This is a genomic window from Thiomicrorhabdus chilensis DSM 12352 (assembly GCF_000483485.1).
In the GTDB taxonomy this organism is placed as follows: domain Bacteria; phylum Pseudomonadota; class Gammaproteobacteria; order Thiomicrospirales; family Thiomicrospiraceae; genus Thiomicrorhabdus; species Thiomicrorhabdus chilensis.
The window spans coordinates 2,299,817-2,324,323 of record NZ_KI519609.1 but is presented as its reverse complement, the minus strand read 5'-3'; the positions used below and the strand labels follow the sequence as shown (position 1 = coordinate 2,324,323).

The following is a 24,507-nucleotide window of genomic DNA, read 5'->3' as shown; positions in this document are numbered from 1 at the left end:
GCTGAAAACAACTTAATAAATATGGTTAAACCGGGTTTTTTGGGTCTATCCCCAGGGTTTTCAGTTTGCGGTAAAGGTTGGTACGGTCAATTCCCGAACGTTTTGCCGTTTCCGAGACATTGCCGCCGGTTTCCCTCAGAAGCTGACTTAAATAGGCTTTTTCAAATTGGTCTTTTGCCTGCTTGAGGTTGATGCCGGTGTCCACTTCCAGTGCACTGAGTTCGGCCGCTTCCGATTGTGTCAGGGCGGCTTTCACTTCGGCGTCATCAATATCGCCGTTTCCGAGGATTAGCAGTTTTTGAATCAGGTTCTGCAATTCACGTAGGTTTCCCGGCCAACTGTACTGGCGCATGATGTTTTGCGCGGAGACCGTGAAATCGCGGTAAGTCAGGCCATCATGAGTTACAAATTGATTGATGAAATGGCCAATCAATTCGGGAATGTCCTCGGTATGCTGTCTGAGTGCTGGAATGTGAATGGGCATGACCTGAAAACGCTGGTAAAGATCGTCGCGAAATTCGCCTTTATGATGCACGTTTTCCAGTCCGGTTTTGGTAAGGGCGATGACGCGGATATCAAGCTGCATGGCCTCTTGCTGGTGGGCGTTTTGATAGCGGTGGTCAAGCATGATGCCCGCCAGAATCACCTGGCTTTGTGGGCTGAGCAGGTCGGCATCGGTAATCACCAGCGTGCCGCCATCAATCTGGCGAAGCTGAGTCAGAAGTTCGGTGCTGTTCTCCTCCCAGGCTTTTTGAGCTAAATCATTGAAATCCGATGCATAAAAAACCAACAGGCCTGCCTCTTTTCGATCGCTGGTTTTATGCACCGCCTTGGCAAAATGCTTTTTGCCGCTGCCGGCTTCGCCAATCACCAGGATGGGCATGCTGTATTTGGCCAGGCGTTCAATGGAGTCACGCAGGGCGCTGATGAGTTTACTTTTGCCGATGGGCAGGATCTGTTCAGGCAGGGTTTGCTTGAGTTGACGGTTTTCCTGATTCAGGCGGGTATGTTCAAGCGCCCGTTCGGCGATGACAATCAGTTTTGCGAGCGAGAGCGGCTTTTCCAGAAAGTCATAGGCGCCAAGTTTGGTGGCTTCAATAGCGGTTTCAATGGTGCCGTGGCCGGACATCATGATGATGCTGGTCTGTTCCAGAAGCGGGTCGTTCTGCATCTCTTTGAGCAGGGTGATGCCGTCGATGTCGGGCATCCAGACGTCTAAGAAAATCACGTCCGGCACCTTGGTTTTCCATGCGGCTTTGGCTTGGACGCCATTGGCGGCGGTCTCGATTTGGTAACCTTCTTCTTCGAAGATTTCGCGCATCAAATTACGAATGTCTTTTTCGTCATCCACAATTAAGATCTTGCCTGGTTTCATGCTGGCGTGTCACTCACTATAATCGGTAAATTGATGATAAAACAGGTGCCACTTTCCGGGGAAGACTCCACCTGTATCTGTCCATTATGCTCTTCTACAATCTTGCGTACAATGGCTAAGCCCAAGCCGGTGCCTTTGGGCTTGTCGGTAGCATAGGGCTCAAAAATCCAGTTTTTCGCCTCTTCACCGATTCCTGGACCATTGTCGCAGATTGTAATCTCCAGTTCGCTAAGGTCGTTTGCGCACTGTGTGGTGATTTTAACATGAGCTTGAGGGGTGGTTTCGGTTGCCTCGATGGCATTCTTAATCAGATTGTGGAACAGCTGGCGCAGTCTGGAGGCGTCAACCATCATCTGCGGGCACTGTGCATCCAGGTCCTGAATGATTTTACAGCGCACATCGGGCCCTTGATACATCAGGGTCACATCATCAATCAGCTGGTTCACGTCCAGTTTACGCACCTGAACTTCCGGAGTGTTAGCGTATTCAGAAAAAGCCTGCACCAGGGTTTGCATGGTGGAGACCTGCTCGGTGATGGTATGGGTCATTCGCGCCAGTAACGCCTGGTCTTCAGATTCAAGCTTGGTATGCAGTTTGTAGTTCAAACGTTCGGCGGAGAGCTGGATCGGCGTCAATGGATTTTTGATCTCATGCGCCAAACGCCTCGCGACATCACTCCAGGCTGCATTAAGCTGTGCTTGCACCAGTTCGGTGATGTCGTCCATGACGATAACGAAACCGCCGATTTTCTTGTCGATGCTGGGCAGGGTCGAACCGTGTAACAACAGGATTTTTTGCCCCTGTTTGCAGGAGAACTTGTGCTGCATGTTCCACGGTTTGACACTTTTGTCGAACATTGGTTTGATGTGGTCGAACAAGGCTTTGAGGTGGGTGCTGTCCTCGCTTTGTATGAGTTCTTCAAAGGGCTTGCCGATGTGCCGGGTCAGGTCGGTGTTGAGAATGGTGGCGGCGGCATCGTTGGAGGTGCGCAGGCGATTGTTCATGTCAAAAGTCAAAACCCCGCTGGAGAGGTTTTGGATGATTGCCTGTAGGTAGAGTTTCTGCACTTCTGTTTGCTGGTGCCCGATTTTGATGTCGTTGCGCGCTTGGGCGATTTTCTGAATCATGTCGTTGAAGGATTTGATCAAGGTGCCGAACTCATCCTCCCTGTCGGCACGCATTTTAATGCTGTAATCACCGCGCGACACCGCTGCGGTTCCGCGTGCCAGGGTTCGGATCGGGCGTGTCAGGTTTTGAACCGCCTGAATGGTGAACAGTAAGGCGGTGACCAACGTCAGCAGTAGAACCATTGACAGGATCAGGGTAAAACTCGCGGTCAGCGGGCCTTTGAGGTAGGAGAGCTCTTTGTATTGCCCCGAGGCCACCTTGACCGAGTCGGCCAGTTCGCTGATGCCGGCCGGGACATTGAAGATGACCTGGAGCGCATAGTTGCCGTTCAGTTGAATGTCGGAAAATGGAATGATGACGCGGATGATTTCCTGTTCGCGGGTGGCCCCGGGAAGGGTCTCCACCGCCGCATAGGTTTTTTTCTGGCGGATCTGCTGAAACAGGTTGTCGCCGGGCGGCACCGGCAGGATGTCGGTTTCGTCGAGGCTGCTGAAGGCAATCAATTGTTGGTTGGAGTGGTAGAGTGCCACTTCCTGGGCACTGAGTTTGGTGCGCAGGGTACTCACCCCGATGAACGGCGACGAGGCCAACAGTGAGCGGTTGTCTTTAGCCACACTCAAGGTCAGGTTGAGGCTGTCTATGGTTTTGTTGTCCAGAGTGATGCGCACCAGTGAGGTGGCGTTGCTCAAGGCGGTTTCGGTCTTGACGTCAAACCATTGGTTGATGCCTTGTTGGATGAAGTTCAAGGCAAAATAGAAAATGATGGCAACCGGTATTCCAATCAGGAAGGTGAAAATGGCGGTGATTCTTAAGGTGATTTTGATGCCGGGGGTTTTCTGCAGATAACGTTTGCGTAAGGTCAATAAGGTACGCACCAGCATGACCAGCAACACGCTGATGCCGGCGAAGGTGAACAGCAGGAGGCTGGAGTAGGCTTCGGCGAATTCCGAGGCGTTTTGTAGGATTTGACTCATCATCACCAGTGCGATCAGCATCGCACTGGAGAGCACTGCCAGCCAGCCATATTGTTTGATGAATTGCCAGCTTGTTATCTTCATAACCAACTCTTGGGGGTGTAAATGGTGGTTTCAAACCAGCCGCTGTTGAGCTGCCAATCCGAATCCAGCAGAGAATTAAGCACCATGGGTGCGGGAAGCCGCCATGGGTTGAGGCGGATTCTCAATTTTAGGGTATATTTTTGCCCCGGATGCAGTTCGGATAAGGATAACACCGGAAAGGACGCCAGGGTACCCAGTGTGCTCAGCGCTTTTTTGAGGCTGCCGAATGTCTGAGTGTTGAGATTGCGTTCATTGGTTAGAGTGTAGCGGTTGCTGAAAGCGGAATAGTGCAATTTGGTCTGGTATTGAATGTTTTTGCGCTCACGGTCGTATTTAATGCCGAGCATGCGGTGGTGTTCGGTAAAGATGATCGAGGTTTCGAAGGTGAGGGTGATTTCATTGTGAATGGCATCGATCACCGCATCAGGAAGATGAAACTGGGTTTGAGAGTCAAACATCAGCAACTGGTCTTCCTGAAAGTCGGTGACCTGCATAATGCGGATTTCGTCGGAAGCCGAGATTGTCACGGAAAACAGCAGCATCCCCAAAACCAGCAGGCCTGTCAGTAATTTTTTTATGTGCCCGTTTGGGGGTAATCCCCCGTCTTTTAAGTCCTGGATGGGAATCATGCCTGGGTGTGTGTGTGAAGACTGAACCATCCGTTTGTCCTAGGCCGTTTGCGTTTTTTGAAGCAGGCAGTAGAAAAAACCGTCCATGCCGTGTTCTCCAGGCAGAATCTGAGTGCCGGGGCTGCTTTCAAAACGCATGCCCCATTCCGATTCAAGGGGGATTTCCCGGGCGCTGGGCTCGTCCTCCAAAAAGTGTTGCATCTGCAAAGTGTTTTCTTGAGGCAGAACCGAGCAGGTGGCGTAAAGCATCTGTCCGCCGGGTTTGAGCAAAGGCCAAAGCGCTCCGAGAATGAGTTTTTGGGTAGCCACCAGTTGTTCAATATCGTCTTCGGTACGGTGCCATTTGATATCCGGATGGCGGCGGATAATGCCGGTAGCCGAACAGGGCGCATCCAACAGAATTTTGTCAAAGCTTTGGCCATCCCACCAGCTGTCCGGTTCGGAAGCGTCTCCGGCTTCATAGTCGGCTTGCAGATCCAGTCGGTGCAGGTTTTCCGCCAATCGTTCCAGACGTTCCGGCTCTTTTTCCAGCGCGAAAACTTGCGCCTGATTGGCGGAAAGTTCCAGCAGGTGGGTGGTTTTTCCGCCGGGGGCGGCGCAGGCATCGAGAATACGTTCTCCCGGCTGCGGCTTGAGCAGGTTGGCCGCTTGTTGTGCAGCAGGGTCCTGAACACTGAAACCGCCTTCGTCATAGCTTGGTAATTGCGATATATCCGCGCTTTTCTGCAGTACGATGCCTTGCGGCGCTTGCGGATGGATTTCTGCTTCGACTTGCTCGGCTTGCAAAGTCTCTAGCAGGGTCTGACGGCTTTGGTAATGGGTGTTGACGCGCAATGTCAGAGGGGCCTGCTGGTTGTTGGCGTCGAGGATGTTTTCCCACTGCTCCGGGTAAGCTTTGCGCAAGACCCGAACCATCCATTGAGGATGCGAATAGCGATAAGCCGGTTTGAGGTCGACCTCCTGGCAAATACTCTCTCTTTCCCGCAAAAAACGTCTTAACAGACCGTTGATCAAGCCTTTCGCCCAGGGTTTCTTCAACGATTTGGTGACGCCGACGGTTTCCGAAACCGCCGCGTGTTCCGGAGTGTCCATGTAGAGGATTTGGTAGAGCCCAAGAAGAATCAGTTGGTTGATGTCTTCGTCCTTGGCTTTCATGGGTTTGTTGAGCAAATGGGCCCTGATCGCCGCCAAACGCTCCTGCCAACGCAAGGTGCCCAAAACCAGGTTTTGGGTGAAGTTGCGTTCCCTGCGGTCGCTGAATTGCGCCAAACCTTCGGATAAGGTCTGGCTGAGCGAACGTCCGTCTTCGATGACGGTCAAGCAGATTTTGAGAGCGACCAGACGGGTGTTGATGGGCTTGGCTTCTGTATTCATGGGAATTGTTGCCCCAGAAGTTGGCGTGATTGGGCAAAGTCATAAGCGGCCATCGGTTTTTTACCGGCGGGTTGCACTTGCGTCAGCCAGATGGGACGACTGCCCGTGGTTATTAGAATACCGTTTTTATCGACATCAATAACCAGGCCTGCTGGTTTTGAGTTGGCCTCTTTTTGCGCGGTATCGTCGGCGATTCTTGCCTGCAATACCCTCAAAGGCTGTTCCTGAAAACGGGTAAAGGCCATCGGCCAAGGGTTAAAGGCCTGGATTTTACGCAACACCGTCTCACCCGGCTGTGTCCAGTCAATTTCCGCTTCGGCTTTGTTGAGTTTTTCGGCGTAAGTGACCCGGGTTTCGTCCTGCTTTTCAGGTGTGAGTTGGCCAGCCTGGAGTTGTGCCAGGGTTTCCATCAGCGCCTTGGAACCCATCTGACTCAAACGGTCATGCAGGCTTTGCGCATTGTCTTCGGCAGCAATTGGCGTACTCATTTTGTAAAGCATGTCGCCGGTGTCCAGACCCACATCCATCTGCATAATGGTGACGCCGGTTTCGGCGTCGCCAGCTTCAATGGCGCGTTGAATCGGCGCGGCTCCGCGCCAGCGTGGCAGCAGGGAGGCATGAATGTTCAGGCAGCCGTATTTGGGCATCTCCAGCACCGCTTTCGGCAGAATCAAGCCATAAGCCACCACGATCATGATGTCGGCATTAAGTTCCGCCAGCGCGGTCTGGGCTTCGGCATCGCGTAAGCTGTTAGGTTGATACACCGGAATGTCATGTTGCAGAGCTAACTGTTTGACGGGGCTGGCGGTCAGCTTTCGACCTCTTCCAGCCGGTCTGTCGGGTTGAGTGTAGATGGCAATGACGTCATGGTTGGAATCCAGCAGCGCTTGAAGGGGCGCGACCGAAAATTCGGGCGTGCCGGCGAAAATTACTTTCAATGGTTGGCTCCTAGTCAAAAATCAGTGCTCTTGGGTCTGTTCTTGGTGAAGTTTACGGAATTTTTGCAGGGCGCGTGTGCGCTTCAAACCCGATAAATGATCGACAAACAGCTTGCCGTTCAGGTGGTCGATTTCATGCTGAATGCAAATCGCCAGCAGTTCGTCGGCTTCAAATTCGACCGGCTTGCCGTCGCGGTCCATGCCGCGCACCAGGATGTGACTGGGGCGGTTGACCTTGGCGTAGATGCCCGGCAAAGACAGGCAACCTTCTTCCCAGGTGATGTGCCCGGAAGATTGGATGATTTCCGGGTTGATGAGTGCGATCGGCTGGTTGTTTTTTTCGGACACGTCCACCACGATGAGACGTTCCTGAACCGCTACCTGTGGCGCAGCCAAGCCGATGCCGGGGGCGTCATACATGGTATAGAACATGTCGTCGATGAGCTTGTCGATGTCGTCGTTCATTTCCGCCACCGGAGTGCAGACTTCACGCAAACCCTGCTCCGGGTAAAGAACAATGTCGAGTTTTTCCATAGTGTCGTTTATACTTATTTAAATTCCATTCCTTATATTATATCTGACTATGTCAAGTTTTTCCGACTTACCCCGCCTGATTCCCTTTCATCTGAGTTTTTTCTCGTTGAATCAGCTACGCAGCTGCGAGCAGTATTTTGGCAGTTTGAACGATGCACTTGCAGCCGGGAAATCGCAGTGGCAAAAGGCCGGTCTGGTCAGTGAATCTCAGTTGGAGCAGCTGTTTGATGCAAAACTTCCGGAGCGGATAGAGGAGACGCAGGCCTGGTGTGAAGAACCCATGCAATCTTTGGTGGCGATTGGATCGGAGGCTTACCCGCCTTTGCTGAAAGACATCTCCGATCCGCCGATTCTGCTCGCGGTTCGCGGATCGGTGGGACTATTGAGCGATCCACAATTGGCAATTGTCGGCAGCCGTCACGCGTCCAGGCAGGGCATTAACACGGCAAAAGACTTTGCTCATCATCTTTCTGATCAGGGGTTGTGCATCACCAGTGGTTTGGCACTGGGCATTGACACTGCGGCACATGAGGGCGGCTTGTTAGGCTTGGGTAAAACTGTTGCGGTCGTCGCAACCGGACTGGATCGCATCTATCCGGCGGCGAATAAAAAACTCGCTTACGAGATTGTGGAGCAGGGGGCGATGGTGTCGGAATTCCCATTGGGCACCAAACCGCTGAATTATCATTTTCCAAAACGTAACCGCTTGATCAGTGGTTTGAGTGTCGGCACGCTGGTGGTGGAAGCCGCTTTGAAAAGCGGCTCCCTGATTACCGCCAGGATCGCCAACGAGCAGGGGCGCGAAGTGTTTGCAGTACCGGGTTCAATCAATAACCCCCAGGCCAAGGGCTGTCATCAATTGATCAAACAGGGCGCTAAATTGGTCGAATCCGGCCAGGATGTCTTGGAAGAACTGGCTTCCGTGTTGAAACAAGACTGGAATCAGCAGGATCGTTTTGACTTTGTCTCTGAGCATGGCGGACAGGAGCCGGAAGTCAGTAGCCAAAAGCATTCCGCGGGATCAGGGGTGCTTAAATACATTGAATATGACCCAATAGGGTTGGATGAATTGGTGGTCTTAAGCAAGATGCCGGTGTCCGAGATACAGAGCCAGCTGACTTTGCTGGAACTTTCCGGTGAGGTCGAAGCCTTGTCGGCAGGCCGTTGGCGAAGATTGCGCTAATGGCGGTTTTTCGCCTAGCGGTAAGCATCGTCAAGTTTTACCGAACAGGTGACCTTACGGCCATGATTTGAAAAGTGGAGTCGGTCAAAACTCAACTGATTCGCCATCATAATGCCTCGGCCATGATTGTCCATCGCTCTCTCCAGCGAAAACTCCATATAGGGTTTGGGGTCAAATCCTATGCCCATGTCTTCAATGCTGATATCCAGACGATCTTCATGTCGGGTAAGCTCGACTTTTACCGATTTATTCAGGTTTTCAGGAAGGTTCAGGCGGCGCTGAATTTCCTGTTGCAATCGGTCGGTTTTGATCAGGCGGGTTTTTTCATCATAACCGATTCCCAAGTTGCCATGTTCGATGGCGTTTATCATCAGTTCGAACAGGCCGATCCCGGTTTGTTGGGGGTCGGGGGTCAAAAACGCCAAGGTGGTGGCCAAATCTTTTGCTTGCTCAATGGTCTTGAAGCCAAAATGCGCCCGCTTAAGCAGTTCGGCCGCTTTTGGAAAGCTTTTGATCTGGCGGTTGATCTGCTGGTGGTTGGTGAAACCTTTGATGGCGGCTTCAACGATGGAGCATAGGTGGGCTCGGGTAAAAGGTTTGAGCAGATAGTAGAAAGCCCCGGCCTGGATGCCTCTTTGAATGTCCTCCTGACTGTCCGCCGAGGTTTGCAGGATGGCAGGCACCATTTTATAGCGGGAATCTTTTTTGAGATCGATCAGTAGCTGTATGCCGTCTTTTTTCGGCATGCGGTAGTCAAACAGATACAGGCTGAAGTAGTCGTCCGCATGGCTGTGGATGATCTCTTCGGCTTCTACGCCATTGGTGGCGGTGATGATTTCATAATCACATCCCTCGAAATAAGCGCATATTAACGCCAGGCTGGCGGGGTCGTCATCCACCAGAAGAATGCGCAATGGATTTTTTTGATAGGAAGTAACGTCAGTCATAGGGTATGATTCGAATCCAATATCGACCTGCAAAGGTGCAACTAAGTAATTGTTTGTATTTTAGTTTTTATTTTAAAGGTTTTTGACGGCGATGTGGTAAGCCTTTTAAATAAAAAACGTTTTATTTGCGGCGGCTTTTAAAATTTTTAGTTTGCAAATTGAGAGAATTTTTTGCACCCTGTTAAAAATACACATTAATAAACCCCCAATAATTTTAGAGTTTCAATAGATGACAAATTTGGTAATAGTGGAGTCCCCCGCAAAAGCGAAAACCATAGAAAAATACCTGGGAAAAGACTTTACCGTTCGTTCCAGTTATGGGCATATCCGAGACATTCAGAAGAAAGGCATGGGCATAGATCTGGAAAATGGTTTTGTGCCAAATTATGAAATTTCTGCGGACAAGAAGAAAAACGTCACCGAACTGAAGAAACTCACCAAACAGGCGGAAACCGTCTGGCTGGCGACGGATGAGGACCGCGAGGGGGAGGCGATCGCCTGGCACCTTGCGGAAGCCCTAAATCTGGATGTGACCACCACCAAACGAATCGTATTCCATGAGATTACCAAGCCGGCCATTCAAAAGGCGATTGCCGAGCCGCGTAAGGTGGACATGGATTTGGTCAATGCCCAGCAGGCGCGACGTATTCTAGACCGTATCGTCGGTTTTGAGCTGTCGCCGATTTTGTGGAAAAAGATTCGCACCGGCCTTTCGGCCGGCCGTGTTCAGTCAGTCGCCGTGCGTTTGATTGTGGAACGCGAGCGCGAAATCGATGCGTTTGAATCCAGTTTCGTATTCCGGGTTCAAGGTGTGCTTAACTTATTGGGAGACGACGGCAAGCCGGTTGGGGAGCTGGAGGTCAAACGCACTGCGACCTTCGACACCGAAGCCGAGGCCACGGCGTTTTTAGAGGCTGTCTCCAAAGCCAATCTGTCGGTCTTATCTCTGGAAGAAAAACCGGCCAAACGCAGCCCGAAAGCTCCGTTTACCACTTCGACCCTGCAACAGGAAGCCTCTTCTAAACTTGGCTTTTCAGTTAAGCAGACCATGATGGTGGCGCAGCGTTTGTATGAGTCCGGAAAAATCACCTATATGCGTACCGACTCGGTGAATTTGTCGGAATTGGCGATTTCACAGGCGCAGGAAGTGATCAATCAGGATTACGGTTCCGAATACAGCGTTCCGCGACGCTACAAAACCAAAAATGCGGACGCTCAGGAGGCACACGAGGCCATCCGCCCCACCGATTTTTCCATGCAGCAGGTTGAGGGTGAGCGTAATGAACAACGGCTTTACCAACTGATTTGGCGCAGAGCGATCGCGTCGCAGATGGCCGATGCAGCGCTGAAACGCACCACTGTTGAAATCGGCATCGATACGCTTCCCGGCGATAAGTTTACTGCCAAAGGTGAAGTCGTCACATTTGACGGTTTCCTGAAAGTGTATGATCTGGACAAGTCTGGCGATGACGGTTTATTGCCACCGATGCATATAGGCCAAGCGCTAGAGGTTCTTGAGCTGGGGGCACGTCAGAGTTTTTCCCGGCCACCGGCGCGTTACAACGAAGCCAGTCTGGTCAGAACGCTGGAAGAGATGGGGATAGGGCGACCTTCTACCTATGCGCCGACCATTGATACCGTTCAGCAGCGCGGTTATGTCGTTAAGGAAGACCGCGAAGGCAAGGAACGCGAGTACCGCCAGATTTCCTTGAAGGCGGGAGAAGTTGTAGCCGAGACGTTGACTGAAATGGCAGGCAGCGAGAAGAACAAGCTGTTCCCGACAGATATCGCCGGTATTGTCACCAATTTCTTAATCAATCATTTTGGCGATGTGTTGGATTATCAGTTCACCGCTAAGGTGGAAGACAAGTTCGATAACATCGCCCAGGGCCAAGTCCAGTGGCAGGCGATGCTGGACGAGTTTTACAAGCAATTCCATCCCAAGGTGGTTGCGGCCGAGGACGTTTCCCGTGAAGAGGCGGGGCAGGCTCGCCTGTTGGGTAATCATCCGAAAAGCGGTTTGCCGATGTATGTCAAAATTGGGCGCTTTGGGCCTTATGTGCAGTTGGGTGATGGCGAGAATGATGAAAAACCGGTTTTCGCCAGCTTGATGCCGGGTCAGAAGATGGATGTCATCAACCTTGAGCAGGCGTTGGAACTGTTCAAGTTGCCGCGCGAAGTCGGTGAAATGCCGGAATCCTATGAGGCCAAAGCGGTGGATGGCACCGTGTTTTCGGTGGAGAAGGGGCAGAAAATCATCGCCAAGCAAGGGCCGTTTGGTCCTTATCTGGAGTATGGTCCGAAGCTGTACGCACCGATCAAAGGCTTTGATCCGCTGAGTATCGAACTGGAAGATGCGGTGGCTTTGATTGAAGCTAAAATTCAGGCCGATGCGGATAAAATCGTCAAGACTTTTGCCGGAACAGATGTGAAGATCCTTAAAGGGCGCTGGGGACCTTACATTACCGATGTGTCGACCAAGAAAAATGCCAAAATTGCCAAAGATGAAGACGCCTTGGAGTTGACTTTGGAAGAGTGCCAGAAACGTTTGGACGAAGCCCCGGAGCCTAAAAGACGTGGTCGTGCAGCGGCTAAAAAGCCCGCCGCCAAGAAAGCACCGGCCAAAAAGGCCTCAACCAAGGCTGTCGCAAAGAAAGCGCCAGCTAAAAAACCGGCCGCCAAGAAGCCGGCGACTAAGAAGACGACTGCTAAAAAAACCACGGCTAAGAAAGCACCGCCTAAAAAGGCCGAATAAACCTTTTTTCACCAGGCCTGCCGGTTTTCAATTTGCCGGATTTGCACTCTGTTTAGTGGGCTTGCCTCTCTTGAGAAAGGAGGCTCAGGTTTGGGCTGAAAAGCAGTGGAACCGTCCCTTGCCTGCGCGTTTGGCTTGATACATAGCGGTGTCAGCGGCTTTCATTAGCGATTGGCGCTGTTGGGCGTCTTGCGGGTAGTGGGCGATGCCGATGCTTGACCCAATCTTAATCGACTGATTCTTAATCTGAAAAGGCTCTTTTAGACGGTCGCTAAGTGTCTGCGCAATCTGTTGGGCTTGCGTGACATCCTCGGATTGAGGGTAAAAGAGTACAAATTCGTCCCCTCCAATGCGGGAAATCAGAGTGTTGTCCGGAGTGGATTCCTGAATCACCTGGCTGACTTTTTGCAAAAGCGCATCCCCGAAATCGTGACCGAAGGTATCATTGACCGGTTTGAAATCGTCCAAATCCATGAAAAACAGGGTGATTGGCTGCTCATCTTGCAGTACCCTGTCCAGCTCTTGGTAGAGTTTGTTGCGGTTGGCCAGACCGGTGACGTTGTCGATGTTAGCCAGGTCGTCGAGCGCCTGTTGGCTGTGTTTTAGGTCGGTGATGTCGGTCAGGGTCAGGCTGTAGTGCACGCTTTGACTGGTCTCCTGAAAGATTTTCTGAATGTGTACGATGCTCGCCAGCAGAAGGTGACCCTCGGAGTTATATAAAGCCATTTCTCCACGCCATCGCCCTTCGCTTTCCACCTTTTCGAGCGTATTGCTGGACGGGTTTGATTGCAACGCCTCGATCAGACTTTGCAGATCCATGCTTTCAATCTGTTCTCGTGTCAGCTTCAAGGCTTCACTCAGCGCCCGGTTGCAACGGATGACCTGCTTGCTCTGATCGGCGATGGCGATGCCTTCCGAGGAGTGCTCGATAATGGTGGCATCCAATTCCAGTTCCGCTTCTATCCACTTTTGTGCGCTGACATCCAGACGGATGGCGCTGAGCTTTTCCACTTCGCCGTGAGGTGAGTAAAAGATTTGCCCCTTATCATGAACCCAGAGGTAGTGGCCGTCTTGATGTTGCACCCGGTGGGTGCATTCAAAATGGCGGTGTTCGCCACTGAGTATCTTTAGGAAGCGTGTTTGCACCGCCGACTGGTCTTTGGGGTGGATTCGGTTTTGCAGGGCGTGCAAACTGTTCAAGGTTTCATCGGCCGGGTAGCCCAGCATTTTTTTCCATTGCGGTGAATAGTCGGCGCGATTGTGTTTGATGTCCCACTCCCAGTAAGCGATTTGATCGCTTTGCATCAGGGTGCGGATTTGATCGTCGGTTTTGTTGTAACTTTTCTTGAGGGTTTTGATTTCCTGTTTATGCTGTTGCTGTTGTGTTTCCAGAGCGCGTTGCAAGCGGGCGCTTTTTAACGTCAATAACAGTCCCAAGGGCACCATCAGCAATAATAAAAAAAGCAGCTGTTGTGCCGGTGAATAGGGCACAGCCGTCAACAGCGGATCCAATAAGGTGAGCGGGTGAATTAGGTTTACTGTCAAGACAACAAGCAGGCTCCAAGTGACGAGCACTAGAGGTTGGATTGGAAACAGTGAGAGAAGTCTGCTCATTTGGAAGGGGCTTGCCTTGAGAAATCGAAAAACCAGCGCATATTATAACTCCCTGATTTTATAGGGGGATTGATTGTAAATAGAGGGGTATAAGTAAAATTTTGGTATGTTTGGCTTTAAGGTCAAGTCAGCAGGCCTGCTTGGATTCATTTTAAAGCGGTTGTGCATCAATTGGAGCGTCCTGGCGACAATCCCTTTTCCATCTTGCAACGGATTTTAGTAAAATAGCTTCTTCGTATTTGACCGGGCTTGTGAACCAGTGCGAAAACCTTGATGAAAAGTTCAATTAGGGGGCGTTTTCGTGGCCTTCTTTTCAGTTCGGTATTCTGAAGCCTTACCCATCCAGTTGATTTTAAGAGAGAGCTCCATGAAGCAGCAAATTGTGCAAATTTTGATGAACGTTGTTCAACAGTTAAAAGAAGAGGGAATCCTGCCAGAGGATACCAATCCCCGAATCAATGTTGAGAACACACGTGATAAGGCACATGGAGACTTGGCGACGAATCTGGCGATGATGTTGACAAAATCGGCAGGCCTGCCTCCACGGGCGTTGGCGGAAAAGATTGTGGCTTTAATCGAGGCGATGGCGGATCAAAAGTCGGTCGAGAAAGTCGAAATCGCCGGACCGGGATTTATCAATTTCTTTGTCAAGGATGACGCCAAATTTGCGGTGGTGGAAACCGTGTTTGCGCAAGCGCAAGATTTTGGGCGTTGCAATGTGGGACAGGGTAAATCGGTTTTGGTGGAATTTGTTTCCGCCAATCCGACCGGCCCGTTGCATGTTGGTCATGGGCGTGGCGCGGCCTATGGGGCGAGTGTCGCGAACTTGCTGGAAGTCGCTGGGTTTGAAGTGGATAAAGAGTACTACGTGAACGATGCCGGTCGCCAGATGGACATTCTGGCCACTTCGGTTTGGCTGCGTTATCTGGCGTTGTGTGGCGAAGAGTTCACTTTCCCGAGCAATGGTTACAAAGGTGAGTACATTTTTGACATCAGTGCGGAACTGCAACGTGAGCACGGTGAGACTTTGAGAAAGCCCGCTTTTGAAGTGTTTACCGGGGTGTGTGCAGATGAAGGGCAGACCGACGGAGATAAGGAAAAGCACATTGACGACCTGATTGCCAAGGCCAAAAATCTATTGGGTGCACATCATTATGAAACCGTGTTTTCGCTGGCTTTGAATAGCATTTTAGGGGACATCAAAGAGGATTTGCACGGCTTTAACGTGACCTTTGAAAACTGGTTCTCGGAACGTTCCTTGATGGAAACCGGGGTGATTGATGCCGCTCTGGAGAAATTGCAGGCGGCGGATAAAGTGTATGAGAAAAATGGCGCTTTATGGTTTCGATCGACCGAATATGGCGATGAAAAAGACCGGGTGGTGGTACGTGACAATGGTTTGAAGACGTATTTCGCGTCCGACATCGCCTATCACTTCAACAAGTTGGAGCGTGGGTTCGATATTTTGATCGATGTCTGGGGCTCCGATCATCACGGTTATGTGCCCAGGGTGAAGGCGGCGATGCAGGCGTTGGAAACCAATCCGGATGCCCTTGAGGTGCTGTTGGTGCAGTTTGCGATTCTGTACCGCGGCGGAGAAAAGCTCGCCATGTCTACTCGTAGTGGTCAATTTGTCACCCTGCGCGAACTTAGAGAAGAAGTGGGAACCGATGCGGCACGTTTTTTTTATGTGCAGCGTAAATCCGAACAGCATATGGATTTTGATCTGGATTTGGCCAAATCCAAGTCGAATGAAAATCCGGTTTATTACATCCAGTATGCCCATGCGCGTATTTGCAGCGTGTTGGCACAAGCTTCGGAAAAAGGATTGGCCTTGGATAAATCGGCAGGCCTGGCTGCGCTGGATAAACTAGAACTTGAGCAAGAAGCGGCTCTGGCGGTTCAGTTGGCCAAATACCCTGAGGTCATTGCGCGCGCTGCTTTGGCTTATGAACCGCATCAAATCGCCTATTATCTGAAGGATTTGGCGCATGGTTTGCACAGTTATTACAATGCCAGCCAGTTCATTGTCGAGGACAGTGCCGTACGCAATGCGCGTTTGACCCTGGTGCTGGCAGTGCAGCAGGTTCTGCAGAACGGTTTGGCGATTTTAGGGGTGTCCGCACCTGAGAAAATGTAATGTCCCGAGATTATCGCTACGGTCATAATCATCATAAAGCTGGATTCCAGCGCAAGTCTCAACAGCAGGAAACACGCCCGAGTCGCGCTGTTGGGCGTGTTTGGGTGATTGGCTTGCTGGTATCGGTGGTGTTTTTAGGCGGCTTCTGGGTCGTTCAGCACTTTATGAGCGGGCAGCCCTACGCCAAAAACCAAGCGACGTCCGAAATCTATGCCGAAGTCAATGCCTTGCCCGAAGAGCCGGTAAACAAACAAGCAACGATTACCGTTGAGGCCGTAGTAGCGGATAAATCCTCTGATGAATCGGTTGAAGCGGCTGAAAAACCCCGCACTTACAGTTTTTATGAAGGCTTGAAAGAAACTGAGGTGGTGGTGGATGCGGTGCCGATTTCGGTGAAGCTGGAAGACGCTTATTATATTTATGCGGGAAGTTTCGGCTCGCAAGAAATAGCCTTAAAAGAGCAGCGTCGTTTGGCGCGTTTTGGTCAGATTGTCGACTTGTCGCCATTGCATCAGCGGGATCGAACCTACTACCGCTTGAGGGTAGGACCCTACGATGACCGTTTGGAAATGAATAAAAAGCGTAATGAACTTCGCGCTCTGGGTGTCGATACCCTGTTGATAAAAGTGCCTACGACCGACTGACTTAATATTTTCCCGAGCGGATCGATACGCTTATTTACGATTGGTTTTCGGTGAGATCGAGTTCGTCTTTTATGCAATTACGCCCGGCTTCTTTCGCTTGGTAGAGGGCTTTATCGGCTCGGCCGATGAAGGCGTCGTTGCTGTCATTTTCACCATGGTAGTGGGCGATACCGAAAGAGGCGGTGATTTTGCTCAAAGGTTCGCTTGAATTTTTGCGTTTGAGCACCGCGGCTTCAATGGCGGTGCGAATCTCTTCTGCGTGGGCCTTGGCTTCTTCGAGTGACGAATGGGTCAGCAAGATCGCAAATTCCTCTCCACCATATCGGCAAATGGTTTCATGTTCTCCCTGGAGTTTTTTCATGATATTGGCGTAATAACGTAAGACGCTGTCACCGATCAGATGGCCATAGTTGTCGTTGAATTTCTTGAAATGGTCGATATCACTCAAAATCAGGCACAGGCTCTGCGGCTTGTCGATCGTGTCTAAAATCTTCTCTTCCAAGGCGTTGTTGAAGGCCTTGCGGTTACCGACTTCGGTGAGTTCGTCGGTTAGGGCTGCCGCCTGAGCCTCAAGTAGATCGTTGCGGAGCTGTTTGACTTCTTCAGAACTCATGAACATCTCTTGCTGAAAGGCGCGGCTGCTTTCGTTCATGGAGTGTGCCGTGGAGATCATGGTATGAGTGATGCGTTTGATTTCAGCCGAGTCAATATCGGGGTTGGCGAGCGAAGTGGCACAGTCATCAAGCTCTTTGGTGTGCTGTTCAAGTTTGTCGCTCCATACGTTCATCTTTTTGATCATGAGATTGACCAAACGTCGGAAAGCACGGTCAAATTCTGAGGTGGCCTCGCCGTCTTCGATCAGGTACTCTTCATATAAACGTTTACCAGCACGGTCATTGTAGCCAAACGGATCGTTGATGATGGCGTCCATCTCCTGGCGGAACTTAGGGTTTTCGCCTTTGAGATATTGATACCAGACAAAATAATTCAACGGAGTAGGGTTGATATTTTGCTCTTCAAAATCCTCAATCAGTTTCGAAAAGATTCTTTTGGCCTTTTCTGGCGTATCATTGACGTTGATCATGTTTAAAACTCTTATGTTTGGCTTAAGTGGGATTGCCTATTTGGAGTCAGAATCCGATTTGATTTTAACATGAAAAAGAAAAACCAACACATCCACCCTTAACGATTTTGAATGGGTTTATTTTGCGTAGTGTAAAGTGAATCACTGGTGAAAAAACCTTAAAAATAGTATAGTCCAGTAATATTCAAAATTGGCTCAAACCATGGCCAAATCCGCAAGGTTTGATTCCATTGATCGTCACTCAATTTAAGGTAATAAGATGTTTAATCCCAAACAAATCGAAGAAACCGTTGTAAAACTCTCACAGGCGATTCCATCCGGTCTGGGTCAGGCTCCGGAAGAGCTTAAATCACAGTTTAAGGCGATTCTAACTGCCAGCTTTGAAAAGATGGAACTGGTTTCGCGTGATGAGTTTGATTTGCAAAGCGCGGTTTTGGCAAAAACTCGAGCCAAACTGGAAGCCCTGGAGAAAAAAGTCGAGCAGCTTGAAAGTCTGGTCGACGTCAAAGACGGATCTTTAGAGTAAGCGATTGATGTTTGCAGCCATTAATACCCGTGCCATGCTCGGCTTGAAAGCCCCTTCGGTCACGGTTGAGGTGCATGCCAGTAACGGCTTGCCCGCCCTGTCAATAGTCGGGTTGCCAGAAGCCTCGGTAAGAGAGAGTAAAGAGCGCGTGCGCAGTGCCTTGTTGAGCAGTGGGTTTCAGTTGCCACCGCAACGGATCACGGTCAATTTGGCACCGGCTGACTTGCCGAAAAGCGGCGGGCGCTATGATGTGGCGATCGCTTTGGGGATATTGTTAGCCACCGAACAGTTGTCGGTCGACCTTTCCGGTTTTGAGTTTTTCGGGGAGTTGGGGTTGAACGGTGAGATTCGTCGTGTTCCGGGAGTCTTGCCGGCCGTGTTGCAGACCGTGCAGGACGGAAAGGTTGCCATTGTGCCGCTCGAAAACTTGCAAGAGGCGAGTCTTGCCGTGCAAGGAGGGCCGGAGGGGGGTGACAGTGCCCAGGCTTATGGGGCATCCAACTTGTTGGAGTTATGCGGTTTTTTGTTGAATCGCAATGTGCTTGAATCCACTTTACCCGTGCCCGAACCCGAAATCGATTTTGCATTGGATTTGGCGGATGTGGTCGGGCAAACTCAGGCCAAACGTTTGCTGGAGCTGAGTGCCAGTGGCGGGCATTCGGTTTTGATGGTTGGACCGCCCGGTTCTGGAAAAAGCATGTTGGCTTCAAGGCTGGTGACTTTGTTGCCCAATCTTAAAAGGGATCAAGCGATTGAGCTGGCAGCCATTCGGTCGGTTTCCGGCCAAGAGGTGGCGGGAGCTCAGGACTTGGTGCGCAAAATGATTAGCCCGCATCATACGGCTTCTGCCGCGGCGATGGTTGGCGGAGGAAGCACACCCAAACCTGGCGCAATCAGTTTAGCGCATCATGGGGTTTTGTTTTTGGATGAGTTGCCTGAATTTTCGCGCAGTGTACTGGAGGCGATGCGTGAGCCTCTCGAAAATCATCGCGTAGACATTTCCAGAGTCAACGGACAGGTTACCTATCCGGCTAAGTTTTTATTGGTGGCGGCTATGAACCCCACCCCTTCCGGGTTTTTTCCCGACGACCCCTATGGGCGCTGTAAAGACACGCCGGATCAGATTGCACGTTATCAAAAAAAGGTGTCGGGCCCCTTGCTGGACCGAATTGATTTACACCTGGAAGTTCCCGCTGTGGATATCGACGCCTTGCAGGCCAAATCCAACCCTCAAAACGAGACCAGTGAGACGGTCAGGCAGCGGGTAGAGAAACTGCATCTTAAGCAGATAGCTCGTCAGGGCTGTTTGAATGGGGATTTAACGCCTAAACAAATTCAACAGCACGTGCCGGTTGATCAGCAAGGTCAGGTCTTGCTTAAAAATGCGGTTGAACGCATGGGCATCTCGGCACGCAGTTATCACCGGATTTTAAGGGTGGCGCGCACCTTGGCGGATATGTCTGATAGTCTTGATGTTCACCAGAATCACCTTGCGGAAGCGCTCAGTTATCGCAGTTTTGACCGTCATTCAAGGTCGTTTTAATGGAATCAATTTACCTTACGTCCCTATTGGTGGGAATATTAGGCGGTGTCCACTGTTTGGGAATGTGTGGCGGTGTGGTCGGCGCTTTGACCTTTAGCTTGGATGTGCGGGTTCAGAGCAGTTGGTGGCGCATGCTCCCGTATCAGTTGGCCTATAATCTGGGGCGTATCAGCAGTTACATGTTGATTGGGGCTCTGTTCGGCTACTTGGGCGCGGCCTTAGGCTCTTTAGCGACCGTCCTCCCGGCTCAGCAAGCGTTACAAGTATTGGCCGGACTGTTTATGTTGGCCTTGGGCTTGTATTTGGCTGGCTGGTGGTATGGAGTGGTGCAGATTGAAAAACTTGGTCAAAAACTTTGGTTGAGAATGCAACCCTATGCGAAAAAGCTGACGCCGGTAAAATCGTTGCCGCAAGCGTGGTGGTATGGCCTGATTTGGGGCTGGTTGCCTTGTGGATTGGTGTACAGCATGTTGATTATGGCCTTGAGTGCCGGTGGAGCCCTTCAGGGGGCGATGGTAATGTTGGCATTTGGTTTGGGAACCTTGCCCAACTTGATGCTGATGGGGGTGTTTGCATTCTACTTCACCCGGCTGGCTCGAAAAGAATGGGTGCGAAAATTGGCAGGCCTGGGGGTTATGTCCATGGGAGCCTGGCAAATATATTTGGCGATGACGTTAAAGGTCTAATATGAAAACAGCGATGGTTTGATAAAATGCATCGCTGTTTTATGGGTTTCTACAGCTTATAAACAGGCCTGTTTGAAAATCCAAACCAGACCTTTAGGAGTTTTAGTAGTTGGAATAGTCGTTTTCAGACTGAGCCATGTCCACTTGCACTTCCAAGGTATCAAGCAGGGTGCCCATGCCATTGAGGATCCGGTATTCCGCCAGTTTATATTCATTTTCACTGGTGACCAGTGTTCTCAACGCATTGATGTATTCATCTTCCGTGTTCAACAGGTCAAGCAACGAACGGCGTCCTAGACTGAATTGTTGACGGTAGCCCTCGAGCGTATCACGTGTCATTTTGATGTGGGCTTGAATGTAGTCCAGCTGCGCACCTACATATTGGTGGGCATTCCAAGCATAACGAAGGTTCTCAATTGCTTGGCGACGGCTGTTGTTGCGAATCTCAATCGCCTGATGCATGGCACTGTTGGTACGACGTCTTTCGGCTTTGTCTTTACCGCCATTGTATAGGTTGTAACGCATTCTCAGCATAGCTTGAAAATCTTCATTACGACCTTCGACACCGGCAATGTTATGGTCGTAGGTTTTTTCGATTTCCAAGTCGATACGCGGGTAATAACTGCTTTCAGAGGCATCATATTGCGCTTGTGCTTCAGCAATGTCCGCACTGGCCGAAAGGATGGTCGGATGGTTTAGAAGGGCGATATCCACCGCTTCTTCGACGGTTTTCGGCAGTTCGGTTTCAAAGTTTGGCGCAATGAGTTCGCTGTCAGGAAAACGTCCCAGTACACGTTGAAAACGTGACAATACATCGGAATAGTTGTTTTTTGCTGCCATTAGATTGGATTGAGCCAAGGCCAGACGTGCTTTAGCTTGGTCGACTTCTACCTGATTGCCGATTCCTGCCTCTCGTCTCTGTGTGATCTGGTCGAGGATTTTCTGGTGGGTCTCAACGTTGTCTTCGGCGAGTGTTACAAACTCTTTTTCTTTGATCAGGTTGATATAGGCTTCGGTCATATCCAAAGCAATCTGATTGGCGGTGGCCTCAACCTGATAGGCTGCGGCATCCAAACGATGCTGTTGGCGTTTGATTTCATTTTCGGTGCCAAAGCCTTCAAACAGGTTTTGAGTCAAGCGGATCGAGGCTTCACGGCGGGTCAGGCCGTCGCCGGTGTTGTCAGTAGTTTGATTGTCGACCTCTTCATAACCAATGCCAGCAGATAAGTCGATTGTAGGGCGCCAGCTGCCTTTTGCACCATCCAGTTCCGCTTCAATCGCGCGGTAGGCCTTGACTTGCTCACGCAATTGCGGGTTGTGCAGAATGGCGTCCTCAACGGTTTCATTGAGCTCAATGGCGATCGCCGGGTTGAATAGGCTTGCCAGTGGGAAAATCATGCCTCCCAGGCAAGTCAGATAAAAACGTTTCATGTTAAAAGCATCCATTTTAGGCTCCTCATTCAGGTTTGACTGAATATGTTTTTTTAAAGGTTGTTATCGAATCTAATTCTTTCGGGTTTGAAACAGCGCCTGTCAGGCTTGCCAACTTTGCACCTTAATGACCAAGCTCAATCGGTCTTTGACATTAAGTTTTTGAAAAACATTTTGCAAATGAGCCTTTACCGTGCGTTCAGTAATGTCCAGCAATTGGCCAATTTCTTTATTACTTTTACTTTTGACAACCCAACTGACGACTTCTATTTCGCGCTCAGTCAGGTTTTTTTTCCACTCATCTGTTCCAAGGTTTTTGTCGCCTATCGATTGAATCATGGCATTCATAAGGTTTTGGCCAAGCCAGACATTGCCTAGTTGGACCGTTTCAATGGCTTGTTTAATGCGTTCCGAACTTGAAAAAGTATTTAAATATCCTTTGATACCCAGTTTAAAAAAATGGATGCTCTGGTTGACGCTAGGTTTATTGCTGAACAATAAAATATCCCAGCCCATTTCGGCCAGTTTGCGAACCTGTTGGTCATTGACTTCTTCTGTTTCATGAAGCAACAGTAAGTGTTCTTTTGCACTGGTTTTAGAGTCAAGTGATTCCAGGTTGTAGATGATTTCCGGTTTGCTTTCGCACGCGCTCAACCATGTCTTTAATGCATTTGGATCTTGCACGTAAATGTAAATCGGCCTTTTATTCAAAGGTGCATCCTCTCTCTTTTCTGCACTGTATGTTTTTTTATCTATTTAATCAGGCAGATATTTATCATAACTCAAAATAGAGTATGTGTATCTATTTGTTTTTTTTATAGGTTTTTCGTTCAGTTGCCTTCAGTCAGTATGCAATATGCAAATTATGGAATGAACGTTTTGAGAGTGATAGATACTGGTTTGTACCAGCAGATCATTTGCTTAATTACACATCAAAACATCAAGAAAACTTATGGCTTGTCTTTGATACCTTGCGATTGATTGCAAATAAACCAAGCTTATCCCTAGAAACCCTTGTTAAATTATCCTTATTACCGCATCAATACGCAAATGTGATGCGATCAAATTCAGGTAAAAAAGGGTAAATATCATTTCGACTTGAGCTAAAAGTTATTTATGCTGGTGCCGTAGCTTGAGTTTTTTGAGTTTTTCCGTCATAGGATGGTCTGGGCACTGACGAATAATGAAGTTGGCGGTTTGTATGACGGTTTTCCATCTGGGGTTGTTGGGGATGGTTTCAAGGCTGAGGTATTTATCAAGGGTACGAGTTTTGGCGGTGCCATTGTCCAAGCTCACACGCCAGAGGCCACTCTGGTCTGCGAGCTGAATCTTGCTGGTATGAGTACACTCTTCCCAAATGGTCAGGCACAGTTGCGTAATTTCAACCAGTCCGGAAAGTAATGCCTGTTTCTTCTGGAGATCGCACTCCTCTTGTGTGTCTTCCTTGGCCAGGGTGATCGCCTTGAGTTCCCGGATTTCGGAGGTGTCGATGGCCATGCATAATACATACTTTTTGTGTTGCACATGATAAGGCGCATTCGACCAGTTACATGAAATTAATTGACCGCTTTTGGTTAGGTTTTTATTACTGAACGTTTGGCTTAGTTGTTGTTTGAGGGTGTTTTTCAGAACCTCTCGGACTGAAGCCTGATGGGAATTTGCCACCAGAATGTCTATGACATCCTTGCCGAGCACCTCATGAGCTGGCCAGCCAAAGACTTTTTCAGCCTGTCGGTTCCATTCGATGATAGTTAGGCGTTCATTTAAAAGCAGAATCGGGATGGGGGAGTTTTGAACCATAGCCGCCAGCTGCTTGCGTGTTTGATTGACCCTTCTAAGCAGGTACAGCGTTAAAGCGGTGATAGTCAGAATGACAATGACAGTCAAGGTTAGCCATTGCATTGAGGATTTGAGCCGGTTGAGCTGGGCATCGGGATTGTATAAAAAGTCCTCTAATTGCATGTTTGCTTGGCGATCCAATAATCCCAATTCTTGGTAAATGGTTTGAATGTGGTGCCAGCGATTTTCAGTCATGTAGCCCGGTTCAATCAGGTCTGTGCGCATTAAATCCTGCATGGTTTCAGCTTCAAAACGCAACGCCTGACGACTCCGGTTTGCCGGATAGTTTGCTAGAATCACGTTTATGCTTTCTTCAATATGGTTCATGGCGTATTTCCAGCCTTCGAAGCTGGCCTGTGTGAACTGTTCAACCCGTTTAGGGTTTAAATTGATCAGTTGAGTCGTGGTGAACAGGTTATCTCCGTAAAAGTCGATCCCTCCCATTCTTGGAGTGAAGATTCGATAGGGAATTTCTTTGGCATAGAGTTCAAAAGGCTCGGTGGTCGTATAGACACTCATGGCATCGACTTGTCCGGAAATCAACTCGAAGATTTGAAGGCTATGATTGGCGGTTTGCAATGAGTTCAGAGACAGGCCGGACTGTTTGAGGTAGGCATAGATTTCAGCAGAGTTGGGTTCGATCATCATGGCGCGGTTGGCGAGATCCTGGACGGTATCAATGCCGGAAGACTCCAGAGATACCAAGGCTAGGGGCGAGTGTTGGAAAAGTACCCCAAGAACTTTAACCGGATGGCCCTGGTGGAATTTAAGCAGTAAATCGCTGGTTCCAACGCCAAAGTCTGCTTCCCCGTTTAATACTGCTTCGATGGGATCGGAGTCGGGCGTGGCGGCAATGAACTCGACATCCAAGTCATATTGACGGTAAAAGCCCTTGTGTTTAGCCATATAGTAACCGGCAAATTGAAATTGATGTTCCCACTTAAGCTGCATTTTAATGGGGGTGGTTTTTCCATCGCCGGCAATGGCTGCGGGAGAAAACAATATGCCCAAGCAGGTGAAACAGATCAGCAAGAAATGGAATAGGGACTGATGCCTGCCTCTCATGGTTTGAGACGCAG

At 49.9% G+C, this 24,507-nt stretch carries 19 protein-coding genes; 7 read left to right on the top strand and 12 right to left on the bottom strand.

Annotated elements, in window-relative coordinates; genetic code table 11:
* Positions 1-25: 25 nt before the first annotated feature.
* Genes B076_RS0111020 through def form a run of 6 tightly spaced genes read right to left on the bottom strand, consistent with a single transcriptional unit; the run spans position 26 to position 7,036 of the window.
* A complete protein-coding gene (locus B076_RS0111020) occupies positions 26-1,375 on the bottom strand; it encodes a sigma-54-dependent transcriptional regulator (RefSeq protein ID WP_028487366.1) in 1,350 nt (449 codons plus the stop codon).
* On the bottom strand, positions 1,372-3,561 hold the full coding sequence (locus tag B076_RS0111015) for an ATP-binding protein (protein ID WP_028487365.1): 2,190 nt from the start codon (positions 3,559-3,561) through the stop codon (positions 1,372-1,374). The genes B076_RS0111020 and B076_RS0111015 overlap by 4 nt, the downstream gene beginning before the upstream one ends.
* Positions 3,558-4,220 carry a DUF4390 domain-containing protein gene (locus tag B076_RS0111010; protein WP_084205770.1) on the bottom strand — a complete coding sequence of 221 codons (663 nt, stop codon included), beginning with the start codon at positions 4,218-4,220 and terminating at the stop codon, positions 3,558-3,560. The genes B076_RS0111015 and B076_RS0111010 overlap by 4 nt, the downstream gene beginning before the upstream one ends.
* Before the next feature lie 9 nt (positions 4,221-4,229).
* Positions 4,230-5,564 (bottom strand): 16S rRNA (cytosine(967)-C(5))-methyltransferase RsmB, encoded by a 1,335-nt coding sequence (gene rsmB / locus B076_RS0111005; protein ID WP_038150547.1) that lies wholly within the window; start codon positions 5,562-5,564, stop codon positions 4,230-4,232.
* Complete coding sequence (gene fmt / locus B076_RS0111000) at positions 5,561-6,502, bottom strand: methionyl-tRNA formyltransferase (RefSeq protein ID WP_084205769.1); 942 nt, start codon at positions 6,500-6,502, stop codon at positions 5,561-5,563. The genes rsmB and fmt overlap by 4 nt, the downstream gene beginning before the upstream one ends.
* Before the next feature lie 21 nt (positions 6,503-6,523).
* Positions 6,524-7,036, bottom strand: coding sequence for a peptide deformylase (gene def / locus B076_RS0110995; protein ID WP_028487361.1), 513 nt, complete (start codon positions 7,034-7,036; stop codon positions 6,524-6,526).
* A 106-nt stretch (positions 7,037-7,142) separates the two neighbouring features.
* Here def and dprA point away from each other — a divergent pair, with 106 nt between their 5' ends.
* Complete coding sequence (dprA, locus tag B076_RS0110990; RefSeq protein ID WP_245566357.1) at positions 7,143-8,219, top strand: DNA-processing protein DprA; 1,077 nt, start codon at positions 7,143-7,145, stop codon at positions 8,217-8,219.
* Positions 8,220-8,233: 14 nt separating this feature from the next.
* On the opposite strand, the gene B076_RS0110985 is transcribed toward dprA, so the two are convergent.
* Entirely contained in the window at positions 8,234-9,166 is a 933-nt protein-coding gene (locus B076_RS0110985; protein ID WP_051347318.1) for a response regulator, read from the bottom strand.
* A gap of 229 nt (positions 9,167-9,395) precedes the next feature.
* Between B076_RS0110985 and topA the strand changes: the two genes are divergently transcribed.
* A complete protein-coding gene (topA, locus tag B076_RS0110980) occupies positions 9,396-11,921 on the top strand; it encodes a type I DNA topoisomerase (protein WP_028487358.1) in 2,526 nt (841 codons plus the stop codon).
* 84 nt (positions 11,922-12,005) lie between these two features.
* Here topA and B076_RS0110975 read toward each other — a convergent pair whose 3' ends face one another.
* Positions 12,006-13,535: a sensor domain-containing diguanylate cyclase gene (locus tag B076_RS0110975; RefSeq protein WP_084205768.1), complete on the bottom strand. Its 1,530-nt coding sequence runs from the start codon at positions 13,533-13,535 to the stop codon at positions 12,006-12,008.
* Positions 13,536-13,902: 367 nt separating this feature from the next.
* Between B076_RS0110975 and argS the strand changes: the two genes are divergently transcribed.
* Entirely contained in the window at positions 13,903-15,675 is a 1,773-nt protein-coding gene (gene argS / locus B076_RS0110970) for an arginine--tRNA ligase (RefSeq protein WP_028487356.1), read from the top strand.
* On the top strand, positions 15,675-16,319 hold the full coding sequence (locus B076_RS0110965) for an SPOR domain-containing protein (RefSeq protein ID WP_028487355.1): 645 nt from the start codon (positions 15,675-15,677) through the stop codon (positions 16,317-16,319). Before argS ends, B076_RS0110965 begins: the two co-directional genes overlap by 1 nt.
* A gap of 34 nt (positions 16,320-16,353) precedes the next feature.
* On the opposite strand, the gene B076_RS0110960 is transcribed toward B076_RS0110965, so the two are convergent.
* Positions 16,354-17,403: a GGDEF domain-containing protein gene (locus B076_RS0110960; protein WP_028487354.1), complete on the bottom strand. Its 1,050-nt coding sequence runs from the start codon at positions 17,401-17,403 to the stop codon at positions 16,354-16,356.
* Positions 17,404-17,662: 259 nt separating this feature from the next.
* On the opposite strand from B076_RS0110960, the gene B076_RS0110955 reads away from it, so the two are divergent.
* Genes B076_RS0110955 through B076_RS0110945 form a run of 3 tightly spaced genes read left to right on the top strand, consistent with a single transcriptional unit; the run spans position 17,663 to position 20,158 of the window.
* On the top strand, positions 17,663-17,929 hold the full coding sequence (locus B076_RS0110955; protein ID WP_028487353.1) for an accessory factor UbiK family protein: 267 nt from the start codon (positions 17,663-17,665) through the stop codon (positions 17,927-17,929).
* Between the two features lie 7 nt (positions 17,930-17,936).
* Entirely contained in the window at positions 17,937-19,472 is a 1,536-nt protein-coding gene (locus tag B076_RS0110950; protein ID WP_028487352.1) for a YifB family Mg chelatase-like AAA ATPase, read from the top strand.
* Entirely contained in the window at positions 19,472-20,158 is a 687-nt protein-coding gene (locus B076_RS0110945) for a sulfite exporter TauE/SafE family protein (protein ID WP_028487351.1), read from the top strand. The genes B076_RS0110950 and B076_RS0110945 overlap by 1 nt, the downstream gene beginning before the upstream one ends.
* 102 nt (positions 20,159-20,260) lie before the next feature.
* On the opposite strand, the gene B076_RS0110940 is transcribed toward B076_RS0110945, so the two are convergent.
* The 3 genes from B076_RS0110940 to B076_RS13110 all read right to left on the bottom strand — a co-directional run bounded on the left by B076_RS0110940 (position 20,261) and on the right by B076_RS13110 (position 24,430).
* Positions 20,261-21,604, bottom strand: coding sequence for a TolC family outer membrane protein (locus B076_RS0110940; protein ID WP_245566356.1), 1,344 nt, complete (start codon positions 21,602-21,604; stop codon positions 20,261-20,263).
* Between the two features lie 87 nt (positions 21,605-21,691).
* Positions 21,692-22,300, bottom strand: a complete 609-nt coding sequence (locus B076_RS12805) for a helix-turn-helix transcriptional regulator (RefSeq protein WP_051347317.1) — start codon at positions 22,298-22,300, stop codon at positions 21,692-21,694.
* A gap of 399 nt (positions 22,301-22,699) precedes the next feature.
* The gene (locus B076_RS13110; RefSeq protein ID WP_169721415.1) at positions 22,700-24,430 is read right to left on the bottom strand and encodes an ABC transporter substrate-binding protein; all 1,731 of its coding nucleotides are present in this window, start codon (positions 24,428-24,430) and stop codon (positions 22,700-22,702) included.
* Positions 24,431-24,507: the final 77 nt, after the last annotated feature.